This window comes from Streptomyces sp. F63 (assembly GCF_018070345.1).
In the GTDB taxonomy this organism is placed as follows: Bacteria; Actinomycetota; Actinomycetes; order Streptomycetales; family Streptomycetaceae; genus Streptomyces.
This window is the reverse complement of sequence record NZ_JAGPXX010000009.1, coordinates 170,458-186,098: the sequence shown is the minus strand read 5'-3', so window position 1 is coordinate 186,098 and position 15,641 is coordinate 170,458. Positions and strand designations below refer to the sequence as shown.

Here is a 15,641-nt window from a genome sequence, read left to right as displayed (position 1 = left end):
GCGCACGCACGCCGCCCGGCGGCCCTCCGCCCCAACTGAGCCCCGGGCCGGGCCGGGGTCACATGCCCAGGTGCCGCCGCACGAAGTCGATCTCCATCCGCAGCTGCTTGATGCGCTCCTCGACCACGAGCGATCCGTGTCCGGCGTCGTACCGGTACACCTCGTGCGGCACGCCGCGCTGCTCCAGGCGGCGGACGTAGTTCTCCACCTGGCGTATCGGGCAGCGCGGGTCGTTCACCCCGGCCGAGATGTAGACCGGGACGCGCACCTTGTCGACGTAGGTCAGCGGCGAGGATGCCTCGAACCGCTCCGGTACCTCCTCGGGCGTCCCGCCGAGGAGCGTCCGGTCCATCGCCTTGAGGGCCTCCATCTCGTCGTGGTACGCCGTGACGTAGTCCGCGACCGGCACCGCCGCCAGCCCCAGCGACCAGGACTCCGGCTGCGTGCCCAGACCGAGCAGCGTCAGATAGCCGCCCCAGGAACCGCCGGACAGCACCAGCCGCTCCGGGTCGGCGAGCCCCGACTCCACGGCCCACTCCCGGACAGCCGCGATGTCCTCCAGCTCGATGAGCCCGACGCGGTGCTTGAGCGCGTCCGTCCACTCCCGGCCGTAGCCCGTGGAGCCCCGGTAGTTGACGCGGACGACGGCGAAGCCGTGGTCGACCCAGGCGGCCGTGCCGGAGGCGAAGGCGTCGCTGTCGTGCCAGGTCGGCCCGCCGTGGATGTCGAAGACACAGGGGAACGGCCCCTCGCCCGCCGGCTTCTGCACCAGCGCGTGAACCCGGCCGCCCGGCCCCTCGACCCAGGCGTCGCTGACCGGCACCGAGCCCGGCGCCTTCGGCCCCGGCGGATCGAGGACGATCCGGCCGGTGGTCGAGCGGATCTCGGGCGGCTGTGCCGCCGAGGACCACAGGAACTCCACGCTGCCGTCCGGCCGCGCCGTCGCGCCCGAGACCGTGCCGGCGGGCGTCTCGATCCGGGACAGGGCGCGGGTGGCGAGGTCGTACCACCACAGCTCGCCGCGGGCCTGGTGGCTGTGCTCGATCAGCAGGGCCGAACCGTCGGGGGACCAGCCGGCGCCGATGTCTCCGGGGAGGTCGATGGCGAGGGCGGTCTCCTCGCCCGTGACCGGATTCCAGATCATCGGCTCCCAGCGGCCGCCGCGCTGGTGCCCGACCAGCAGCCGGGAGTCGCCGGCGACCGGCGCGAAGCCCATCACCATCAGCCCGAGCTCCTCGGCGCCGCCCTTGGTGTCGTCCAGTTCGGCGACCGTCGCCCCGTCGAGCGTGACGACGCGGACCGCCGAGTGCATGGCGTCGCCGTGCTCGGTGTGCTCAAGGGCGATCAGGGAGCTGTCGTACGACAGCGCGCCGACGCCCGCCGACTCCGGATGCCGGTAGATCTCCACCGGCTCGCCGCCGGGCCGCACCACATGGACGGATGAGCCGCCCTCCCGCCCGCCGTCGCCCCGCGCCACCTCGCGGCCGGCGCCGTCACCGTCACTGTCATCGTCACCGTGGGCGCCGTCCGGGGATTCGTCCACCGACCGGCCGACGACCGCCGTGCCGTCCCGCCCCAGGGCCAGCCCGGCCGGGTAGGAGGGGGCGAGGCCGGGCACGGCCGGTTCGTCCTCCCCGCCGCCGAAGGGCTGCCGCATCCAGACGCCGAACTCGTCCCCGTCCGTGTCGCGGAACCACCAGATCCACTGGCCGTCCGGGCTGAGCACGCCGTCCGTCGTGCCGTTCGGCCGGTCCGTCACCTGGCGCTGCGCGCCCGTGGCACGGTCCCAGGCGTACAGCTCGAAGACGCCGGTGGCGTTCGAGACGAACAGCGAGCGGTCCGGGGCGTCCTCCGCCCACTCCGGCAGCCCGGCCCGCGGAGCGCGGAACCGCAGCTCCCAGTCGGGCACACCACCGGCCCCGGCCGGCACGGCGGCCCCGGTGGTGGCGGACGCGGACGCGGGCAGGGCGGAGGAACGGGCAGAGGTCTCGTCGGTCATGCCCCCATTCTGCGGGAGACGTGGGACAACCCGCTGGTGCGGTCCTCAGCCTGTGGATAACGTGCCCGGCATGCATGCGAGACGCGCCGCCTCCGACGACCGGCCCGAGCCGGAGGATTCCCAGGACCTCGACGCCTTCCGCCACGGGCAGGACACGATCCGCGAGATCGAGGCGTCCGGAGTGGGGGACGTGACCGGCAGAACCCTGCTCCACCTGCGCTGCCGCAGTGGTCTGGACACCCTCTCCTGGGTGCGGCGGGGCGCCCGGCACGTCGTCGGCCTCGACAGCTCCGAGGCCGCCGTGGAGGCCGCCCGGGAACTCGCCGCGGACCTGGGCCTCGGCCCGGACCGCGCCGCCTTCGTCGCCGCCCCCGTCTACGACGCCGCGCAGGCCGTACCCGACCCCGCGTACGACATCGTGCACACCGGCGCCGGAACCCTCTCCCACCTCCCCGACCTGCGGCGCTGGGCCGAGACGGCGGCGGCCCTGGTCGCCCCGGGCGGCTTTCTGCACCTCACCGAGTTCCACCCGCTCACCGGCGTCCTCGACGACGAGATCGGCGCCCGGATAGTACGCGACCACTTCAGCCGCGACCCGTTCGACGAATCACCGGAAGGCCAACCGGACTTCGACAGCCAGGCCGTCCGCCACCCGATGGGCGAGGTCGTCACCGCCATCGCCGGGACCGGCCTGCGCATCGACTTCCTGCACGAGCACGACATCACCCGCTTCCAGCGCTTCGGCTCTCTCGAACCCCGCCGGCCCGGCCCCCGCCACCCGGCGGACCGCCCCCGCGTCCCCCTGCTCTACTCGCTCCGCGCCACCCGGCTCTGAGGGCGGGCCACCACCGGGCATGATCGGACGAGCAGGACGAGCGAGCAGGACCGGCGGGGCCGGCAGCAGCCCAGCGGTCAACCGAACCCGAGGGAGTGACCAAGGATGATCGTCGCGTTCTCCGTGACACCGATCGGATCCGGCGAGGACGTCGGCGAAGACGTGGCCGAGGCGGTGCGCGTCGTACGGGAGAGCGGCCTGCCGAACCGTACCGACGCGATGTTCACCAGCGTCGAGGGCGAGTGGGACGAAGTGATGGACGTCGTCAAGCGCGCCGTCCAGGCGGTCGAGGCCCGCACGGGCCGGGTCAGCCTCGTCCTCAAGGCCGACATCCGCCAGGGCGTCACGAACGGCCTCACCACCAAGGTGGAAACGGTGGAACGGCTCCTCGGCGACGGTTGATCCGCACGCGTGGCCCGCTGCGCGCGCCGATGCTCATGGGCACCGTCGACCGAGGGCGTTCCGTCGGCCTCACAGCTTGCCGAAGAGCACTCCGCGCCAGGTCCAGCCGGACTTCAGCACGGCGTCCCGCAGGGGGTCCCGCAGTCCGGTGCCGTCGAAGCGGAAAGTCTCCGTGGCTTCAAGGCGTCCGCTGTCCCCGCGGCCGAGCGTCCAGCGGCGGGTGACGGTCCTGTTCGGTCCGCGCGAGTACTCCGACGAGATCGCAAGCCGCGGCGGATTCCCGACCCGGGTGACCGCCCACTGCTCCTCAAGGGCCCGCACCTCGCGGTCCTCCGGCACCAGGCGCATCCGGATCCGCACGGCGTGCGTCAACTGGGATCGGAGGAAGAAGGGTTGCCAGGTGGGCTCCTCGATACGCCACTCCGCCACCAGGTCGGCGCGGTCCTCGGCACCGTTGCGGACGACGTAGGGCACGTCGGGCCGGCTGAGGCCGAGCAGGGCCGTCCGTACCTCCTCGGCCGAGCCGTGATCGGCCCCCTCGGGAGGATGCTTGGTTCCGGCCAGCTTGTCGAGGAGTCCCATGGCGACAACCTATGAGGGACACCTCATCGGTACAAGATCCGCAAGTCTCTGTCGGGCGCGCTACGAGACGGCGCCGGTGTCCGGATGAACTGTGCGCAGGAACTCCTGGAAGTCGGGCAGGACGGCGCTGTGTTGGGAGGCGGTGGCGGTCAGCACCAGGCGGACGACCGCCCGCTTCCGTAGATCACCGGGGTCGAGCATGGACAGGTACACCTGCACCTGGATCAGTTCGAGCCGCGCGCCGGCGGCGACGGTCGAGATGGCCACGCTCTGGGTGAGGCCCGGGGCATCTGCCGAGCCGATCTCGCGGCGTTCGACAACGTCGACCGATGAAGAGGCCTGGCGCAAGCGCTCCACGGACTCGTGAGCGATCTCCTGCAGCGTCGCCGTGTCCGGGCGATACTCGCCATCGATCGTGATGTTTGCGGTGAACCCCGCATCCGGATGTGGATGGAGCGCAACGAACGCCGCACCCGGTACGCCCAATTCATCTGGAGGCGCAGCGCGCCAACCTTCTGGCAACTGGAACTTGATCGGTACAGGCAGAGGTTCTGGCATCTCATATCCTGGTCAATTACGGCAGCGGACCTGTGGAGCTTGCGCTAAAAGACGCCGTCGAACATGTCCCCCACAGCGTCGGCAGCATCCCTCGCGGTGTCGGCGACTTTCCCCGGGTCAACGGTGAACTCAAAGCCCAGAGCGCCACCAACGATGGGAGATACGCCCGCCTTGGCGGAGAACTCCCACACGCCGTTGTCGTCCCTTTCATAGTTCACGTTCGCTTCAGCACCAGCGCCGGCCCAGCCCTCGGCCGTGACGCCCACCCCGATTCCTCCGAGGTCCGCACCGGCGGCAGCGGACCCCTTAGCACCTGCAAACGCTTCGGCACTCGCTCCCAAATCGTCGAGTGAGGCCCCGGAATTGACACCAGCCTCAGCCCCCGCTGTGGTTCCGGTTCGCCCGTAGACGCCGACCGGGCCGACATCGGCACGGGCTGAGGCCGTGGCCTCGCCGCCTGCAAAGATCCCTGCGCTGCCCTTGATCCCTTCGTTGGTGACGCCGCCGCTAGCGGAAGCTTTGGCGCCTGCGAAGGCTTCAGCCGTTCCGGCGAGCCTCACCGGCCCGTTGGTGAGAGAGCCCTCCGCACCTGCGCGACCGAGATCGGCATGCGCCCCGATCTCCTGCATCTTGCCGGATCCGGGTCGGGGCCACTGGCCGACGTACCAACACCAGGGCCGGAACTCGACGCCCCGCCCTCGGCAACCCACCCGTTGGCCTTCGTCCGGGCATCTTTGGTCGCTGCGGCCTCGTACTTCTCAATGTCGCCCAGCGCCTGGCCGTTGAAGCCGGTGAAAGAGCCGTCGCGCCCCTCGGAATCGATCACTACCGCATGGAGAGCGATCTCGACGCCGCGGTCGGCATCTCCCACGTCCTTCACGATCTTGTCAATGCGGGCCTGCCAGGATTCGACAGCGGTGCGCACAGACTGCTGATAGCCGGGGTCGTGGTTTAGTGTGGTGCGCTGGCGATCGCTGAGCCCGTCTGTATCGAAGGCCACTACGCCCTCTTCCGAGACCGTCATGTCAGCCGCGAGAGCATCCGCTCGAGCGGACTCGAGCTTCTTGCGTAGATCCGTGAACTGTGTATGCGCGTCGCGCAGCAGCGAAGCCACCGCCCTGGCTTGGACCTGCGCGTTCCGCAATTCCTTGAGGGTTGCCGCAAAACGCTGGTTAGCGGCTTCCGCGCTCAATCCGGTCCATGTGTTGCCCATCGAAATGCCGTACACATCCCGCTTGTAGGCGATCTCTTGCCTGCGGAACTCCTTCGCCATCCCATCCCAGCGGCTGGCGGCCGTGGTGAGTAAGGACAGGTTTGTGGTCCTGATCTCGCGATAAGTTGGCATGAACTCCCCCGCTCCGCTTCCTTACTCGACGGCCCATAGGTGGTGCAGCCGCACACCACCGGGTTCTTCGCGCAGCCCTTTTAGTATCCTCGGAGCACCGATACAGAGCGCGTACTTGCCCCGGTTTCGATATCCGTGCTCGTCAGCACCGTGTTGGCGTTCCGTAGCGCCGCCTTCTCCGATGCGAGCCGATTCATGAGATTTCGGACCTGATCGCCCCATGTCTCGTGGGCCTTCTTCAAAGCCTCTGAGGTGAGCCATCCGTCACGAAAGCCTTTGACGGCCTTGCCGGTGTCGACGTCCGCCCAGTCGCCGGCCTTGCGGGTGCCGGGCTCGATGTGGTTCTCGATGGCCTTCGCCGCTGCCTTCTTCGCGGCCGGTGAGGACGTGAGATCTCTCCCTCCTGCGGCGGAGCCTGAGGAACTGGTGAACCATCTGCGGTCGTCAGGCAGCTCGTTCAGCTGCATCGTCCCGGTGGGATGTCCCAATCCGTTACTGCCCGTCTTTTCTTCTCCCGGATCTGCCATGGCTCCATATCTCCCCCCGTGGGGCTGCAGAAATTGCCCGATACGCAAGAGATTCGTTGAACAGGCTTCTTGCCTCGCCGCCGGGTGGACAGTACCTCTACCCGGAGCGCTGCGATCAACGTAGTCGAATCCGTTAGGGCCCGCAGACTCTCCGCTGGGACCCGGCGTGAAGCGGCAGGGTAGTCAGTTCTTAGCCGGGGATGCCTTTTCATCGGCTTTGATGTCGAAGTTGATCTGGTCGCCCTCCACCGAGGTCACCTTGACCGACACACCCAGTGTGCTGCCGTCGTCCGCAGTGAGCTTGCACCGAGTGGTGTTGCCAACTTGACCGGCGAGGTCCTCGGGACAGTCAATGCGTGGCTCCGGTTGACCGGTTGTGGCGGCGAGCTTCTCGGAGACGGTGGTCGCCAGCTTGTCAGCAGACAATTTGGGCGTGGACTTGTCGGCGTCCACCGAGGCTGAGCAACTGGAGAGCAGCAAGCTGGCAGCCACGGCCGAGAGGATCGTGGTTGCTGCGGACAACCGGGTTACGGTCATGGTGGACTCCGGCCTGGGCTATCGCGGTAGGAGGACGCGGGAAGCATACTGGCCAGAGGTGCCCAGGTCATGCTTGAGTGCTTCTCAACACAGTTGCTGCAGGCCCTCAACTCGCCCGGAACATATGCCTGTTGCGTGGTCGCTGTCGCTTCAGGCCAATCTCGGTTATGCCCCTTGGCTGCCCCACACTGGCGCCGCCATTGGCACGCCCGGCACCCATCCATGGCCTGTGGTGTGGAGGCCGGCAGGGGGCAAGACCCTGATCGGCGGAGGACGCGCCAGGGCGGGTGTGGGCTACGGTTCCGCTCGGTACAGCCGTGTACTCACATCCGGAAGCCGGTCGGGGCAGCCTCCGTTGCCCACGCCAAGGCTGAGCGGCCTGCGAACGGCACCGACGCGATGTTCACCAGTGTGGAAGGCGAGTGGGATGACGTCATGGACGTCGTCAAGCGCGCTGTTCAGGCGGCGGTCGACGCTCGCCCGGGCGGGGTTGCCTGGTCCTCAAGACAACTGGCTGTGACGGACCCTGGTGGGTTACTCGTGCGCCGAACCCGTCGCGCCCCGCGAGCGGATCAGGGGTCCTCGGTGATCTCGATGCGGTCGGTGTCCTGGTCGGAGAGGAACGAGGCCAGTGCCCGGCCCTGTTCGGCGATGTCGGAGCGTTCCGTGCGCGAGAGGCGGCGCAGCGGGGTGACGGTGACGGTGCCGTCCCGGCCGGTGGTCCAGGTCGCGCCGACCCGGCCGTCGACCAGGACGACGCGCTCGCCGGCGACCGACAGGCCGCGGTGGGCGTCGTCGATGATCCTGCCGCGGTACCGGTACCCGAGGATCGCGTTGTCGAAGGCGGGCAGGAACCGGACCGGGGCGGGAGTGCCGGGATCGGGACGGGGCGCGCCGGGCAGGTCGAGGAGTTCCCGGCCGCGCTCGTCGCGGAAGGCGACCAGCTCTTCCCGTAGCGCGGCGATGGCCGCGGGCAGCCCGGCGAGGCCGCACCAGGCGCGCACGTCGGCCGAGGTGGCGGGCCCGTACGCGGCCAGGTAGCGCCGTACGAGGGCTTGGCCGACGGGGTCGGTGCCGGGCGGAGCGGGCGGGACGATCTCACGGCCCAGCCAGGCGGACAGCAGGACGTTGCGCACACCGGCCCTGGTGCGCCACAGTCCACGCGGCGGGATCTGCGCGACGGGCACCAGGGCGGGGATCAGCATCTCGCCCAGTGCGCGCCGCTGCCGGCCCGCCGCCGGCCACCGCTCCGGCGCCGGCCACCGCTCTCCGACGGCCCGCAGCAACTCGCTCATGGTGCGGGGCTCTGCGTCGGCCATCACGGCCCGCCCCACCGCGGCGAGTCCGCCGAGATCGACCCCGGCGAGTTCGCTGCGGTAGACGCCCAGGACCCGTTGGCGCAGCATGCTGTCGTGGCGGGAGCGCCAGGCCAGGGCGTCGTCGGCGGTGACGAGGTGGATGGTGCAGCGCATGAGGTGCGTGCGCACCACGCGCCGTTCCGTCAGCAGGCCGGACAGGTGCGACGGCTTGAAGGCACGCAGCCGAGACCAGAGCCCGGTGAACGGTTCCTGGGGTTCCTGGGTCTGGAGACCGCCGAGATGGGCGACGGCGGCTTCGGCCGTCAAGCCGGCCGGTTCGAGCAGCAGTTGCCGGGCGAGGGTCGCGCGGTTCAGTGCCCTGTCGTCCAGAACGGTCATACGGTTCTGCCTTCCTCCCGGGGTCCGCCCCAGCGGTTCCCCGAGTGGTGGTACCCGGAGAGCGGGGCGCGGGGTGCGGGTTTCCCGCGGTTGCCGGCGTGGCTTCCGGACCGCCCCGGCACGCGTCTTCACGAGTGTTTTCCTTGCCGTCGTCCGTCGTCCGTCGTCCGTCCTGCTTCGAGGACCACCGTCGCAGCAGTAGCGGACAGCTCGTGTCCTCTTCCCGGGGCAGCGTGGAGAACGTGCAGAAGGCTTCCGCGCGGCTGCTGTCGTTGCTCTCCCTGCTCCCGACCCGCCGTGACCGGCCGGGGGCGCTGCCGGCCGAACGGCTGGACGTCGGCCCGCGCACCGTACGCCGCGGCGTCGACCGCCTGCGCGGACTCGGCTACCCCGTCGAGGCCGCCAAGGGCCCCGGGGCGGACACCGGCTCGGCGCCGGCACGCGGCTGCCACCGTTGCTGTTCGACGACGAGCAGGCAGTCGCCCCGGGCAGCGCGCTGAAGACCGCCACCACCGGCGGGCATGAAGAGACTTCGCCGTGCTCATACACTCGGGTTGTGGCATTCATGATCTGAGCGGCAGGCGTTGCGGGCGGGGCCGGGCCAGTAGGCGTCGCCCCCCTTGGCGTGTGCGCCTGCTGCCGAACTGCCTTCCCCGCCCTGTCCGTTGCCCCTTGAAGCGGTGACGTGGGGATGGTGCGTTGCATCGGGCGCGGCTCTCTTCCCTTCGTTCCTGCCAGGAGTCTCCCGTGCCCGCGTTACTTCCCCCTGCCCTGGAGCTGTCCCTCGATCTGCTGTGCTGCCCCACGTGCCGCACACGCCCCCTGCGTCCCGGCCACGGCGCACTGCGCTGCCCGGCCGGTCACAGCTTCGACATCGCGCGCCACGGCTACGCCGGTCTGCTGACGGGCACCCGTGCCACCAGCGGCGACGACGCGGCCATGGCCCGGGCCCGGGACCGCTTCCTGTCCACCGGCAGCTACGCGCCCGTCCGGGACGCCGTGGCCGGCCTGGCAGCCGAGGCCGGGCCCGAGGCCGGGCCCGGGCCCGGGCGGGCCACGGTTCTGGACGTGGGGTGCGGCACGGGCTACTACCTGGCCGGCGTCCTCGACGAACTGCCCGGCGCCCGTGGCCTGGGCTTGGACACGTCGGCGCACGCGCTGCGCTCGGCGGCTCGCGCGCATGCACGAGCCGCCGCGGCGGCCTGGGACGTCTTCCGTCCCTTTCCGCTGGCCGACGGGGTGGCCGATGTCGTGCTGGACGTCTTCGCCCCGCGCAACCCGGGCGAGTTCCACCGCGTGCTCAAACCGGCCGGCCGGTTGATCGTGGTCCGTCCGACCGGGCGGCACCTGGCAGAGTTGCGCGGCCGGCTGCCCGCGATGGTCGCGGTCGACCCGGCCAAGGAGGAGCGCCTGCACCGGACGCTGGACCCTTTCTTCGGGGCCGCTGCCACCGAACGGCTCGAGTACGCCGCGCCTCTGGCGGGGCTGGATGCCCTGGACTTGGTGGCGATGACGCCGAGCGCGCGCCACGTGAGCCGCGCGGACCTGACCGGTGGCGGCCCCCTGCCCGATCAGGTCACGGTCTCCGTGCTGGCCACGGCCTACCGGCCCCGGTGACCCGAGCGGCGAACCGCTCCAAGGTCTGGCAGAGGCTCGCGAAACCCCGCCGTACGACCGGTGACCGATGCCCGCCGGGATCCTGCCCCAGGGAAGCACTTCGGCCCCGCTCAGCGTCTCCAGCGCATTGACCTCATGCGGAGAAGCACATCGCTCGGTGGCCACCGGCCGGGCCCCGCGCGGTGCTGTCGCCGGCAGCCGGCTTCACGTCCGACTGAACCGCACTGCCGAAACGTGCGTCGTGCTGAGCGCGTCGACTGCGGGATCTCAAGGTAGGAGGACGTTTCCGTGGGCGTCAGGAGTCCGTCCGTGAACCGGTCGACCATGATCCAGCTCCTTCCCGTGCCGAGGCTCGCATGGCCGCACACCAAGCCTTCCACCTGCGGGCCGAGCGCACATCGGTTCACTGTCTCAACCAGCTGCACGCCGCCGCTCCTCAAAACGGCAGTCCCGGCAACGTCCGGGGCGCGGGGCGCGGAAGGCCCGTTCGCAACCGTCGCAGGTCTGGAAGGGCAGGACGGCGGGGCGGTCGACGGGCAGCGCCGATGAGGGCGGAGGCGGCGAGGGCAGAGGCGTCTCGCGGAGGCGGAAGGCGAGGATGCCCGCCGGACGGGCATGGAAGCGGTCGGGCAGTCCGGCCGTCAGCAGCTCGACGATCTGCGGTGCCGCGATGCCTGCCGCGAGCCACTCGGCGACGGTCGGTGCGAGGCGCGCGGCCTCCCGCGCGGAGAGGACCAGGCGCGGATCGGCCCGGCGCAGGGCCGCGAGTACGGCGATGGCCTCCGGGTCGGCAACGGCCTCCGGGCCGGCGGTTGCCGGGGGTCCGGTGACGAGCCGCGGCTCGGTGAGGGGCAGCGGGGTGACGCCGGGCTGCGGGGTGGTGTCGCCCAGCGGGACCGGCGCCTCCGCCTCGGCCTGCGCGGGCGCGGGTGCGGGCACCGCTTCCCGTACGGGCACGGGCGGGGGCGTTGGTACGGGCACGGGTGGGGCCGCCGCCATCGGGACGGACCGCTCCCGGGGCCCGGTCCGGCGCGGCCCCGGCGGCCCGGCACGGGGCCCGTCCGGATCGGGACCGGAGCCCGGCACGTCGCGGAAGTACGTCCGGGTGCGGATCCGCCCGGACGGCAGCCGTTCGCGGCGGCGCTCCAAGTACCCGGCCCGCTCAAGCTCTTTGAGCGCCCGGGAGATCAGGATCTCGCCCTCGGTGAAGTGCTCGCAGAGCGCGGCGATGCTGACGGGGGAGCCGTCGGGCAGGGAGAGGATGTAGGCCGCGACGCCGATCGTGACCGCGCTGCCGCGCCGCTGGGCGAGGGCGTTGGAGATCACGGTGAAGTCGGCCGTGAGGCGGGTGCGAAGGTGGATCACGCCGGAGGTCGGAGCTCCGGCGGCGGCGCGCAGGCGCGCGTTAGACTGCGGGTCAGCCATCGGGAAGGTACTGCTTCCTGATCGGTCAGGCCCTCGATCGGGATTGCCGTCCCGGCCGGGGGCCGTATCTGTTTGCGGTTGTCCCGGTGAACGTAACGGCCCAAATCCCGCCCCGGCAAGCCGGTCACCCGGACGGGTGACACGGGCCGGGAGGGTGGGTGGGCGGGTGGTTCTGTTCCCGGTTCTTTGGGAGTCCGGTGGTCCGCCGGACCCCGGCCGACCAGGACCCGGAAGACCCGGGAGACGGCTCCTGACCGGGGCCCGGCCGGCTCGGAGGCGGTGCCGCCCGGCCTTCACTCCGGCTGTGAACGCCGTCCGGGCGGGGGTCTTCGACGAGCGGTCTCTCCGTACGCGCGGCGGTTGATGAGGAGCAGCGCGGCACAGACGGCGGAGCAGGCCAGCCCTGCGTACAGCAAGGGGGAAACCCAGAACCACACCCTTTCGGTGCTGTGGCCGCTGCTCCAGTGGCAGGTGACGGACGGAGGGAAACTCTCCACGTTCACCGACGTCAGGCCGTAGTCCCGTCCGGCGTCCATGTACACGCCATCGCCGGTCTGGTCCCCGCATATGTCGAGCGGGTTCGTGAAGGCGAGCCCGTAGACGGTACCGGCCCCGTAGGCGGCGATCGCCGCCACAACCCCCAGCACAAGCCAGCGGGCCGGCCGCGAGGGCCTTCTCCTGGTCGCCCACCACGCGTACGGGAGTGCCCCGGCGGAAAGAAGAAGGAGCGTGATCGTCGGCGGACCGAAGAACGCGAACAGGGACACCATGCGCCCTGACGCTACTTCGGCCCGAGGGACCGTTGCCGGTTCGCCCGCAAGTACCTGTCTGGCGCCCCCCTTGCCGCAGCAGCCGGGACACAACAAGCGGCTGCTCGCGGCATTGCCGTCGGCAAATGGAACAGCCGCGAGCCGGTCGCGGGCACGGCTGCCGCGGTCCTCGCTCAAGCGGGAGCACCCCGGCCGGGCGAATCTGCCTGAAGTCCGTCCGCCGGCTCACTCATGGCATCCGGTCGTTGACCATGTCGGAAGCGGCTGTGTCACCTTCTCGGGGCCAGCGGCCTTCCACATGCAGTTGGATGAGCGCGGCGTGGGAGAGCGGGCTGGTGGGATCGGTGACGTCCCCGTTGGTGGTGTAGTCCAGGAGGACGACATCCTTCTTGTCGCGGAGCCGCTCGACCAGATCGGCGACGCGGTGTTCGAGGACCCATCGATAGGCAGGCAGGTAGATCCGGCGCCGGGCCATCTCATAGGGCAATAGCTCACTGCCGTAGAGACCGGTGCGGTGACCTCGGACGGGGCCGAATCGACGCACCGTCCGCTTCAGTCTCTTCATCGTGGTGATCCTGAGTTTCGCGGGGTCGACATCGGATTCCGAAAAAGACCTTGAGGGCCTGCCAGATCCCCTCGACGGACTCGCTGGTCACGTCGTCACAGTAGGGGACCGGGATGCCGCCGTGCGGATAGAACGGACTCAGCCGCACCCACGGTTCCGGTGCCCTGGAGGTCACATCGATGACCTCCGCGCCAGGGAACGCGGCGGTCAAGGACGCCATCGCACGGCGACGGCCGGCAACACGGATCGACATCTGAAGGTTCCCCGCCTCGGTGACACGAGCCACCAAGCATCCCCGATGCCACTGACATCTCTTCCCTGGCAAGGTGAGTCCGAGTTGCCGGAGCTGATCGTCGGCAGAACAGCCAAAGGCCCGGAGAGCATCGACGGACGAAAACAACCCAACGCGCGTGAAGGCTGGATTTCCGGCTCAGATGCGGTGCCGTCCGGCCTTCACCTCGGCTATGAACGCTGCCCAGGAGCGGGCCGTGAAGGTCAGCTCGGGGCCCTGCGCGTTCTTGCTGTCACGGACGGGGACGAGGCCGGGGAAGCCGTCGGCCACTTCCACGCAGTCGCCCCCGGCCTGATTGCTGTAGCTGCTCTTGCGCCAGGCGGCGCCGTTCGGATCGGGACGGGACTCTTGCTCCACGGTGGTTGTCCTCCATCACGGATCGGATCATGTCGAGCGACATGAGCGGTGGCAGGGCTGCCGCCCGGAGCCGATCGTAAATGACCCTGTAGCGGTCGACCTCGGCGGTTTCCTCGATGAGTTGGCCGTAATCCGAGCCCTCGGTGTACGCCGCCTCTGAGCCGTCCGAAAGTGTCAGGATCGTCAGTGATCCGCCCATCGCAGCATGCCCGCCCTGGTCGAACGGCAGTACCTGCACGGTGATGTGGCGTTGTTCCGCCGCATCGAGCAACCGTTCCAACTGCTTCCGCATCACGGCACTGCCGCCGATAGGACGTCTCAATACCGCCTCGTCCAGAATCCCCCACAGTTCTGGCCGGTCCGGCAGCCGCAGTCGTTCCTGTCGCCCCATCCGGGCTGTGACCCGCTCCTCCAACTGGTCTTCGCTATCGAGCAGCGCGTCCAGGCTGAGAACCGCCCGCGCATAGTCCTCCGTCTGCAGCAAGCCCGGGACCACGTGGGACGCGTACTGCCGGATGGCCACAGCCCGCTCCGCGTACGCCATGAACTTCCGCGACCAGTCCGGAAACGCCTCCCGGTACACATACGGCCACAGGTCGACCAGCAGGTTGTCCGCACCGAGGACGGCGTCGAGCGCCCGCGCCAGCTCCAGTGTCGGTTTCGCCCCGGAAGCCCGTTCGATCTGCGTGATCCGGGTGCTCACCACGTGCGTTCTCCGGCCGAGTTCCGCCTGGGTCAGACCGGCCGCCGTGCGGAGTCTGCGTACCCGTGCGCCGAACAGCGCCGCCATGGACGTACTGGGGTCAATTCCGTTGGCCAAGGCGTTACTTCCGTTCCTTACGAACCACAAGATAAGGCTGAGCCGTCTTCCGAGCGTAGAGCCGCCGGACGACTCTTGAGTACGGAACGTGACGCATCGCGTACACCACGAGACGTCCGACGGCTCAACGGCAAGGACGGAACCACTGTGCTGACAGGAACGACCACCTCGGGCGAAGGATCACGGAGGGGCGCCGGGGCCCCGGTGGCGGAGGCCGTGGCGCCCACCGGCGAGGCCCGCGAACGCCCCGCACCCGTACGGCAGTTCTCAGCGCGGTTCGCCTCCTCGCCCCGGGGCGCGCGGCTCGCCCGGCGGCTCGCCGTACGGCGCATGGAGGACTGGGGGTATCCGCCCGACTCGGACACGTCCTGCGCGATCGCCGTCGTCGTCGGCGAGCTCGCCGCCAACGCCGTACGTCACGGCCGCGTACCGGGGCGCGACTTCGGCCTCCGGCTCCGTCTGGACGAGGTGGCGGGCCTGGTCCGGATCGAGGTGGCCGACGCGGCGGGCGGGAAGCGGCCACCCGCCGGCCCGGTCCCGCCGTGCCCGGAGCACGAGTCGGGACGCGGCCTGCTCCTGGTGGATGTCCTGGCCGTCCGCTGGGGCTGGGCGCCCCGTCAACCGGTGGGCAAGACGGTCTGGGCCGAGGTGCCGGCGGAGGTGCCTGCGGAGGCCTCGGCTGCTCCGCTGAGCGGATGAGTTGTGCCCGCCTGCCCGGCCGCCCTCACACGAGGACCGGCGGAAACCCTGCGGGCACCCTCAGCCGCGCAGCCCGCGATCGCACGGAGTGCGGTTTCGCCCAGCTCGCTCTCGTCCTGCCGCAGGCCGCCCGTCGGAACGGAGACGTCTTGCGCACGCGCCGGACGGGACCTCCGGGGCACCGGACGGAGGGCGGGAGTCGGTCAGGCGCCCGGGGCGGGGCGCAGTGACGACGTCCGGTGTCCGCGCAGCGCGCGCACGGCCGCGCCCAGGAGGGCGGCGTTCACGGCCGCGCCGACGGCGATGCCCAGGTAGAACGGGGCGTCGGTGGGGATCCAGCCGAGCGCCACCATGAACAGCATGTTCAGCGGGGCGGTCAGCAGCATGGGGGCGACGTAGGCCATGGAGGCGTCGGCCTGGCTCACGAACAGGTCTTCGTAGAGCGCGAATCCGGCGGTGACGGCCACGGCCGCCAGGTAGCAGCGGGACACCCAGTTGTCGACGGCCGGGGCGAGTACGGCGCGGAGGCGGCGAGAGGAAGTCATGTGTTCTCCGGTCGGGTTGCCGAGGTCTGGGCGCCTTCCGCGCGGTGTGCCGGAGGGCGGGCCTGTCAT

19 protein-coding genes and 2 pseudogenes are annotated in these 15,641 nt (G+C 70.4%); 6 read left to right on the top strand and 15 right to left on the bottom strand.

Annotated features, from left to right (window positions below; all coding sequences use genetic code 11):
* Nucleotides 1-58: 58 nt before the first annotated feature.
* Nucleotides 59-1,999 carry a prolyl oligopeptidase family serine peptidase gene (locus tag KBZ10_RS13205; RefSeq protein ID WP_210987770.1) on the bottom strand — a complete coding sequence of 647 codons (1,941 nt, stop codon included), beginning with the start codon at nucleotides 1,997-1,999 and terminating at the stop codon, nucleotides 59-61.
* A 70-nt stretch (nucleotides 2,000-2,069) separates the two neighbouring features.
* Here KBZ10_RS13205 and KBZ10_RS13200 point away from each other — a divergent pair, with 70 nt between their 5' ends.
* Both KBZ10_RS13200 and KBZ10_RS13195 read left to right on the top strand, forming a co-directional pair.
* Nucleotides 2,070-2,834: a bifunctional 2-polyprenyl-6-hydroxyphenol methylase/3-demethylubiquinol 3-O-methyltransferase UbiG gene (locus tag KBZ10_RS13200; RefSeq protein ID WP_210987769.1), complete on the top strand. Its 765-nt coding sequence runs from the start codon at nucleotides 2,070-2,072 to the stop codon at nucleotides 2,832-2,834.
* Nucleotides 2,835-2,939: 105 nt separating this feature from the next.
* A complete protein-coding gene (locus KBZ10_RS13195; RefSeq protein ID WP_210987768.1) occupies nucleotides 2,940-3,236 on the top strand; it encodes an MTH1187 family thiamine-binding protein in 297 nt (98 codons plus the stop codon).
* A gap of 69 nt (nucleotides 3,237-3,305) precedes the next feature.
* Here the strand turns inward: KBZ10_RS13195 and KBZ10_RS13190 are convergent, their stop codons facing one another.
* From KBZ10_RS13190 to KBZ10_RS13165, 6 genes are all read right to left on the bottom strand, one after another.
* Nucleotides 3,306-3,818 (bottom strand): hypothetical protein, encoded by a 513-nt coding sequence (locus tag KBZ10_RS13190; RefSeq protein ID WP_210987767.1) that lies wholly within the window; start codon nucleotides 3,816-3,818, stop codon nucleotides 3,306-3,308.
* Nucleotides 3,819-3,878: 60 nt separating this feature from the next.
* On the bottom strand, nucleotides 3,879-4,376 hold the full coding sequence (locus tag KBZ10_RS13185) for a hypothetical protein (RefSeq protein ID WP_210987766.1): 498 nt from the start codon (nucleotides 4,374-4,376) through the stop codon (nucleotides 3,879-3,881).
* 44 nt (nucleotides 4,377-4,420) lie between these two features.
* The gene (locus KBZ10_RS13180) at nucleotides 4,421-4,936 is read right to left on the bottom strand and encodes a hypothetical protein (protein ID WP_210987765.1); all 516 of its coding nucleotides are present in this window, start codon (nucleotides 4,934-4,936) and stop codon (nucleotides 4,421-4,423) included.
* Nucleotides 4,933-5,721, bottom strand: a complete 789-nt coding sequence (locus tag KBZ10_RS13175; RefSeq protein WP_210987764.1) for a hypothetical protein — start codon at nucleotides 5,719-5,721, stop codon at nucleotides 4,933-4,935. The genes KBZ10_RS13180 and KBZ10_RS13175 overlap by 4 nt, the downstream gene beginning before the upstream one ends.
* A gap of 80 nt (nucleotides 5,722-5,801) precedes the next feature.
* A complete protein-coding gene (locus KBZ10_RS13170; RefSeq protein WP_247702282.1) occupies nucleotides 5,802-6,248 on the bottom strand; it encodes a hypothetical protein in 447 nt (148 codons plus the stop codon).
* Nucleotides 6,249-6,431: 183 nt separating this feature from the next.
* Nucleotides 6,432-6,785 carry a DUF4333 domain-containing protein gene (locus tag KBZ10_RS13165; protein WP_210987763.1) on the bottom strand — a complete coding sequence of 118 codons (354 nt, stop codon included), beginning with the start codon at nucleotides 6,783-6,785 and terminating at the stop codon, nucleotides 6,432-6,434.
* A 384-nt stretch (nucleotides 6,786-7,169) separates the two neighbouring features.
* On the opposite strand from KBZ10_RS13165, the pseudogene KBZ10_RS29380 reads away from it, so the two are divergent.
* A pseudogene (locus KBZ10_RS29380) lies at nucleotides 7,170-7,280 on the top strand (thiamine-binding protein); the annotation flags it as partial.
* Between the two features lie 77 nt (nucleotides 7,281-7,357).
* Here the strand turns inward: KBZ10_RS29380 and KBZ10_RS13155 are convergent.
* Complete coding sequence (locus KBZ10_RS13155; RefSeq protein WP_210987762.1) at nucleotides 7,358-8,482, bottom strand: winged helix DNA-binding domain-containing protein; 1,125 nt, start codon at nucleotides 8,480-8,482, stop codon at nucleotides 7,358-7,360.
* A 242-nt stretch (nucleotides 8,483-8,724) separates the two neighbouring features.
* Between KBZ10_RS13155 and KBZ10_RS13150 the strand changes: the two are divergent.
* Together KBZ10_RS13150 and KBZ10_RS13145 are read left to right on the top strand one after the other, a co-directional pair.
* Nucleotides 8,725-9,002 (top strand): annotated as a pseudogene (locus KBZ10_RS13150) (helix-turn-helix transcriptional regulator); the annotation flags it as partial.
* A gap of 227 nt (nucleotides 9,003-9,229) precedes the next feature.
* Complete coding sequence (locus tag KBZ10_RS13145; RefSeq protein ID WP_210987761.1) at nucleotides 9,230-10,099, top strand: methyltransferase domain-containing protein; 870 nt, start codon at nucleotides 9,230-9,232, stop codon at nucleotides 10,097-10,099.
* Nucleotides 10,100-10,510: 411 nt separating this feature from the next.
* Here KBZ10_RS13145 and KBZ10_RS13140 read toward each other — a convergent pair whose 3' ends face one another.
* From KBZ10_RS13140 to KBZ10_RS13120, 6 genes are all read right to left on the bottom strand, one after another.
* Complete coding sequence (locus KBZ10_RS13140) at nucleotides 10,511-11,524, bottom strand: hypothetical protein (protein ID WP_210987760.1); 1,014 nt, start codon at nucleotides 11,522-11,524, stop codon at nucleotides 10,511-10,513.
* A gap of 293 nt (nucleotides 11,525-11,817) precedes the next feature.
* Nucleotides 11,818-12,294: a hypothetical protein gene (locus KBZ10_RS13135; protein ID WP_210987759.1), complete on the bottom strand. Its 477-nt coding sequence runs from the start codon at nucleotides 12,292-12,294 to the stop codon at nucleotides 11,818-11,820.
* Nucleotides 12,295-12,523: 229 nt separating this feature from the next.
* On the bottom strand, nucleotides 12,524-12,859 hold the full coding sequence (locus tag KBZ10_RS13130; RefSeq protein WP_210987758.1) for a hypothetical protein: 336 nt from the start codon (nucleotides 12,857-12,859) through the stop codon (nucleotides 12,524-12,526).
* Complete coding sequence (locus tag KBZ10_RS30540; protein WP_374223344.1) at nucleotides 12,786-13,079, bottom strand: hypothetical protein; 294 nt, start codon at nucleotides 13,077-13,079, stop codon at nucleotides 12,786-12,788. Before KBZ10_RS30540 ends, KBZ10_RS13130 begins: the two co-directional genes overlap by 74 nt.
* A 210-nt stretch (nucleotides 13,080-13,289) precedes the next feature.
* The gene (locus KBZ10_RS13125; protein ID WP_210987757.1) at nucleotides 13,290-13,427 is read right to left on the bottom strand and encodes a DUF397 domain-containing protein; all 138 of its coding nucleotides are present in this window, start codon (nucleotides 13,425-13,427) and stop codon (nucleotides 13,290-13,292) included.
* The gene (locus tag KBZ10_RS13120) at nucleotides 13,384-14,298 is read right to left on the bottom strand and encodes a helix-turn-helix transcriptional regulator (RefSeq protein ID WP_210987756.1); all 915 of its coding nucleotides are present in this window, start codon (nucleotides 14,296-14,298) and stop codon (nucleotides 13,384-13,386) included. The genes KBZ10_RS13125 and KBZ10_RS13120 overlap by 44 nt, the downstream gene beginning before the upstream one ends.
* Before the next feature lie 177 nt (nucleotides 14,299-14,475).
* Here KBZ10_RS13120 and KBZ10_RS13115 point away from each other — a divergent pair, with 177 nt between their 5' ends.
* A complete protein-coding gene (locus KBZ10_RS13115; RefSeq protein WP_210987755.1) occupies nucleotides 14,476-15,027 on the top strand; it encodes an ATP-binding protein in 552 nt (183 codons plus the stop codon).
* Nucleotides 15,028-15,230: 203 nt separating this feature from the next.
* On the opposite strand, the gene KBZ10_RS13110 is transcribed toward KBZ10_RS13115, so the two are convergent.
* Complete coding sequence (locus KBZ10_RS13110) at nucleotides 15,231-15,572, bottom strand: SCO4225 family membrane protein (protein ID WP_210987754.1); 342 nt, start codon at nucleotides 15,570-15,572, stop codon at nucleotides 15,231-15,233.
* Between the last annotated feature and the right edge of the window lie 69 nt (nucleotides 15,573-15,641).

Coding starts and splice junctions, on each gene's coding strand:
- KBZ10_RS13205 (WP_210987770.1), bottom strand. CDS start 1,999: ATGACCGACGAGACCTCTGCCCGTTCCTCCGCCCTGCCCGCGTCCGCG.
- KBZ10_RS13200 (WP_210987769.1), top strand. CDS start 2,070: ATGCATGCGAGACGCGCCGCCTCCGACGACCGGCCCGAGCCGGAGGAT.
- KBZ10_RS13195 (WP_210987768.1), top strand. CDS start 2,940: ATGATCGTCGCGTTCTCCGTGACACCGATCGGATCCGGCGAGGACGTC.
- KBZ10_RS13190 (WP_210987767.1), bottom strand. CDS start 3,818: ATGGGACTCCTCGACAAGCTGGCCGGAACCAAGCATCCTCCCGAGGGG.
- KBZ10_RS13185 (WP_210987766.1), bottom strand. CDS start 4,376: ATGCCAGAACCTCTGCCTGTACCGATCAAGTTCCAGTTGCCAGAAGGT.
- KBZ10_RS13175 (WP_210987764.1), bottom strand. CDS start 5,721: ATGCCAACTTATCGCGAGATCAGGACCACAAACCTGTCCTTACTCACC.
- KBZ10_RS13170 (WP_247702282.1), bottom strand. CDS start 6,248: ATGGCAGATCCGGGAGAAGAAAAGACGGGCAGTAACGGATTGGGACAT.
- KBZ10_RS13165 (WP_210987763.1), bottom strand. CDS start 6,785: ATGACCGTAACCCGGTTGTCCGCAGCAACCACGATCCTCTCGGCCGTG.
- KBZ10_RS13155 (WP_210987762.1), bottom strand. CDS start 8,482: ATGACCGTTCTGGACGACAGGGCACTGAACCGCGCGACCCTCGCCCGG.
- KBZ10_RS13140 (WP_210987760.1), bottom strand. CDS start 11,524: ATGGCTGACCCGCAGTCTAACGCGCGCCTGCGCGCCGCCGCCGGAGCT.
- KBZ10_RS13135 (WP_210987759.1), bottom strand. CDS start 12,294: ATGGTGTCCCTGTTCGCGTTCTTCGGTCCGCCGACGATCACGCTCCTT.
- KBZ10_RS13130 (WP_210987758.1), bottom strand. CDS start 12,859: ATGAAGAGACTGAAGCGGACGGTGCGTCGATTCGGCCCCGTCCGAGGT.
- KBZ10_RS30540 (WP_374223344.1), bottom strand. CDS start 13,079: ATGGCGTCCTTGACCGCCGCGTTCCCTGGCGCGGAGGTCATCGATGTG.
- KBZ10_RS13120 (WP_210987756.1), bottom strand. CDS start 14,298: ATGGCGGCGCTGTTCGGCGCACGGGTACGCAGACTCCGCACGGCGGCC.
- KBZ10_RS13110 (WP_210987754.1), bottom strand. CDS start 15,572: ATGACTTCCTCTCGCCGCCTCCGCGCCGTACTCGCCCCGGCCGTCGAC.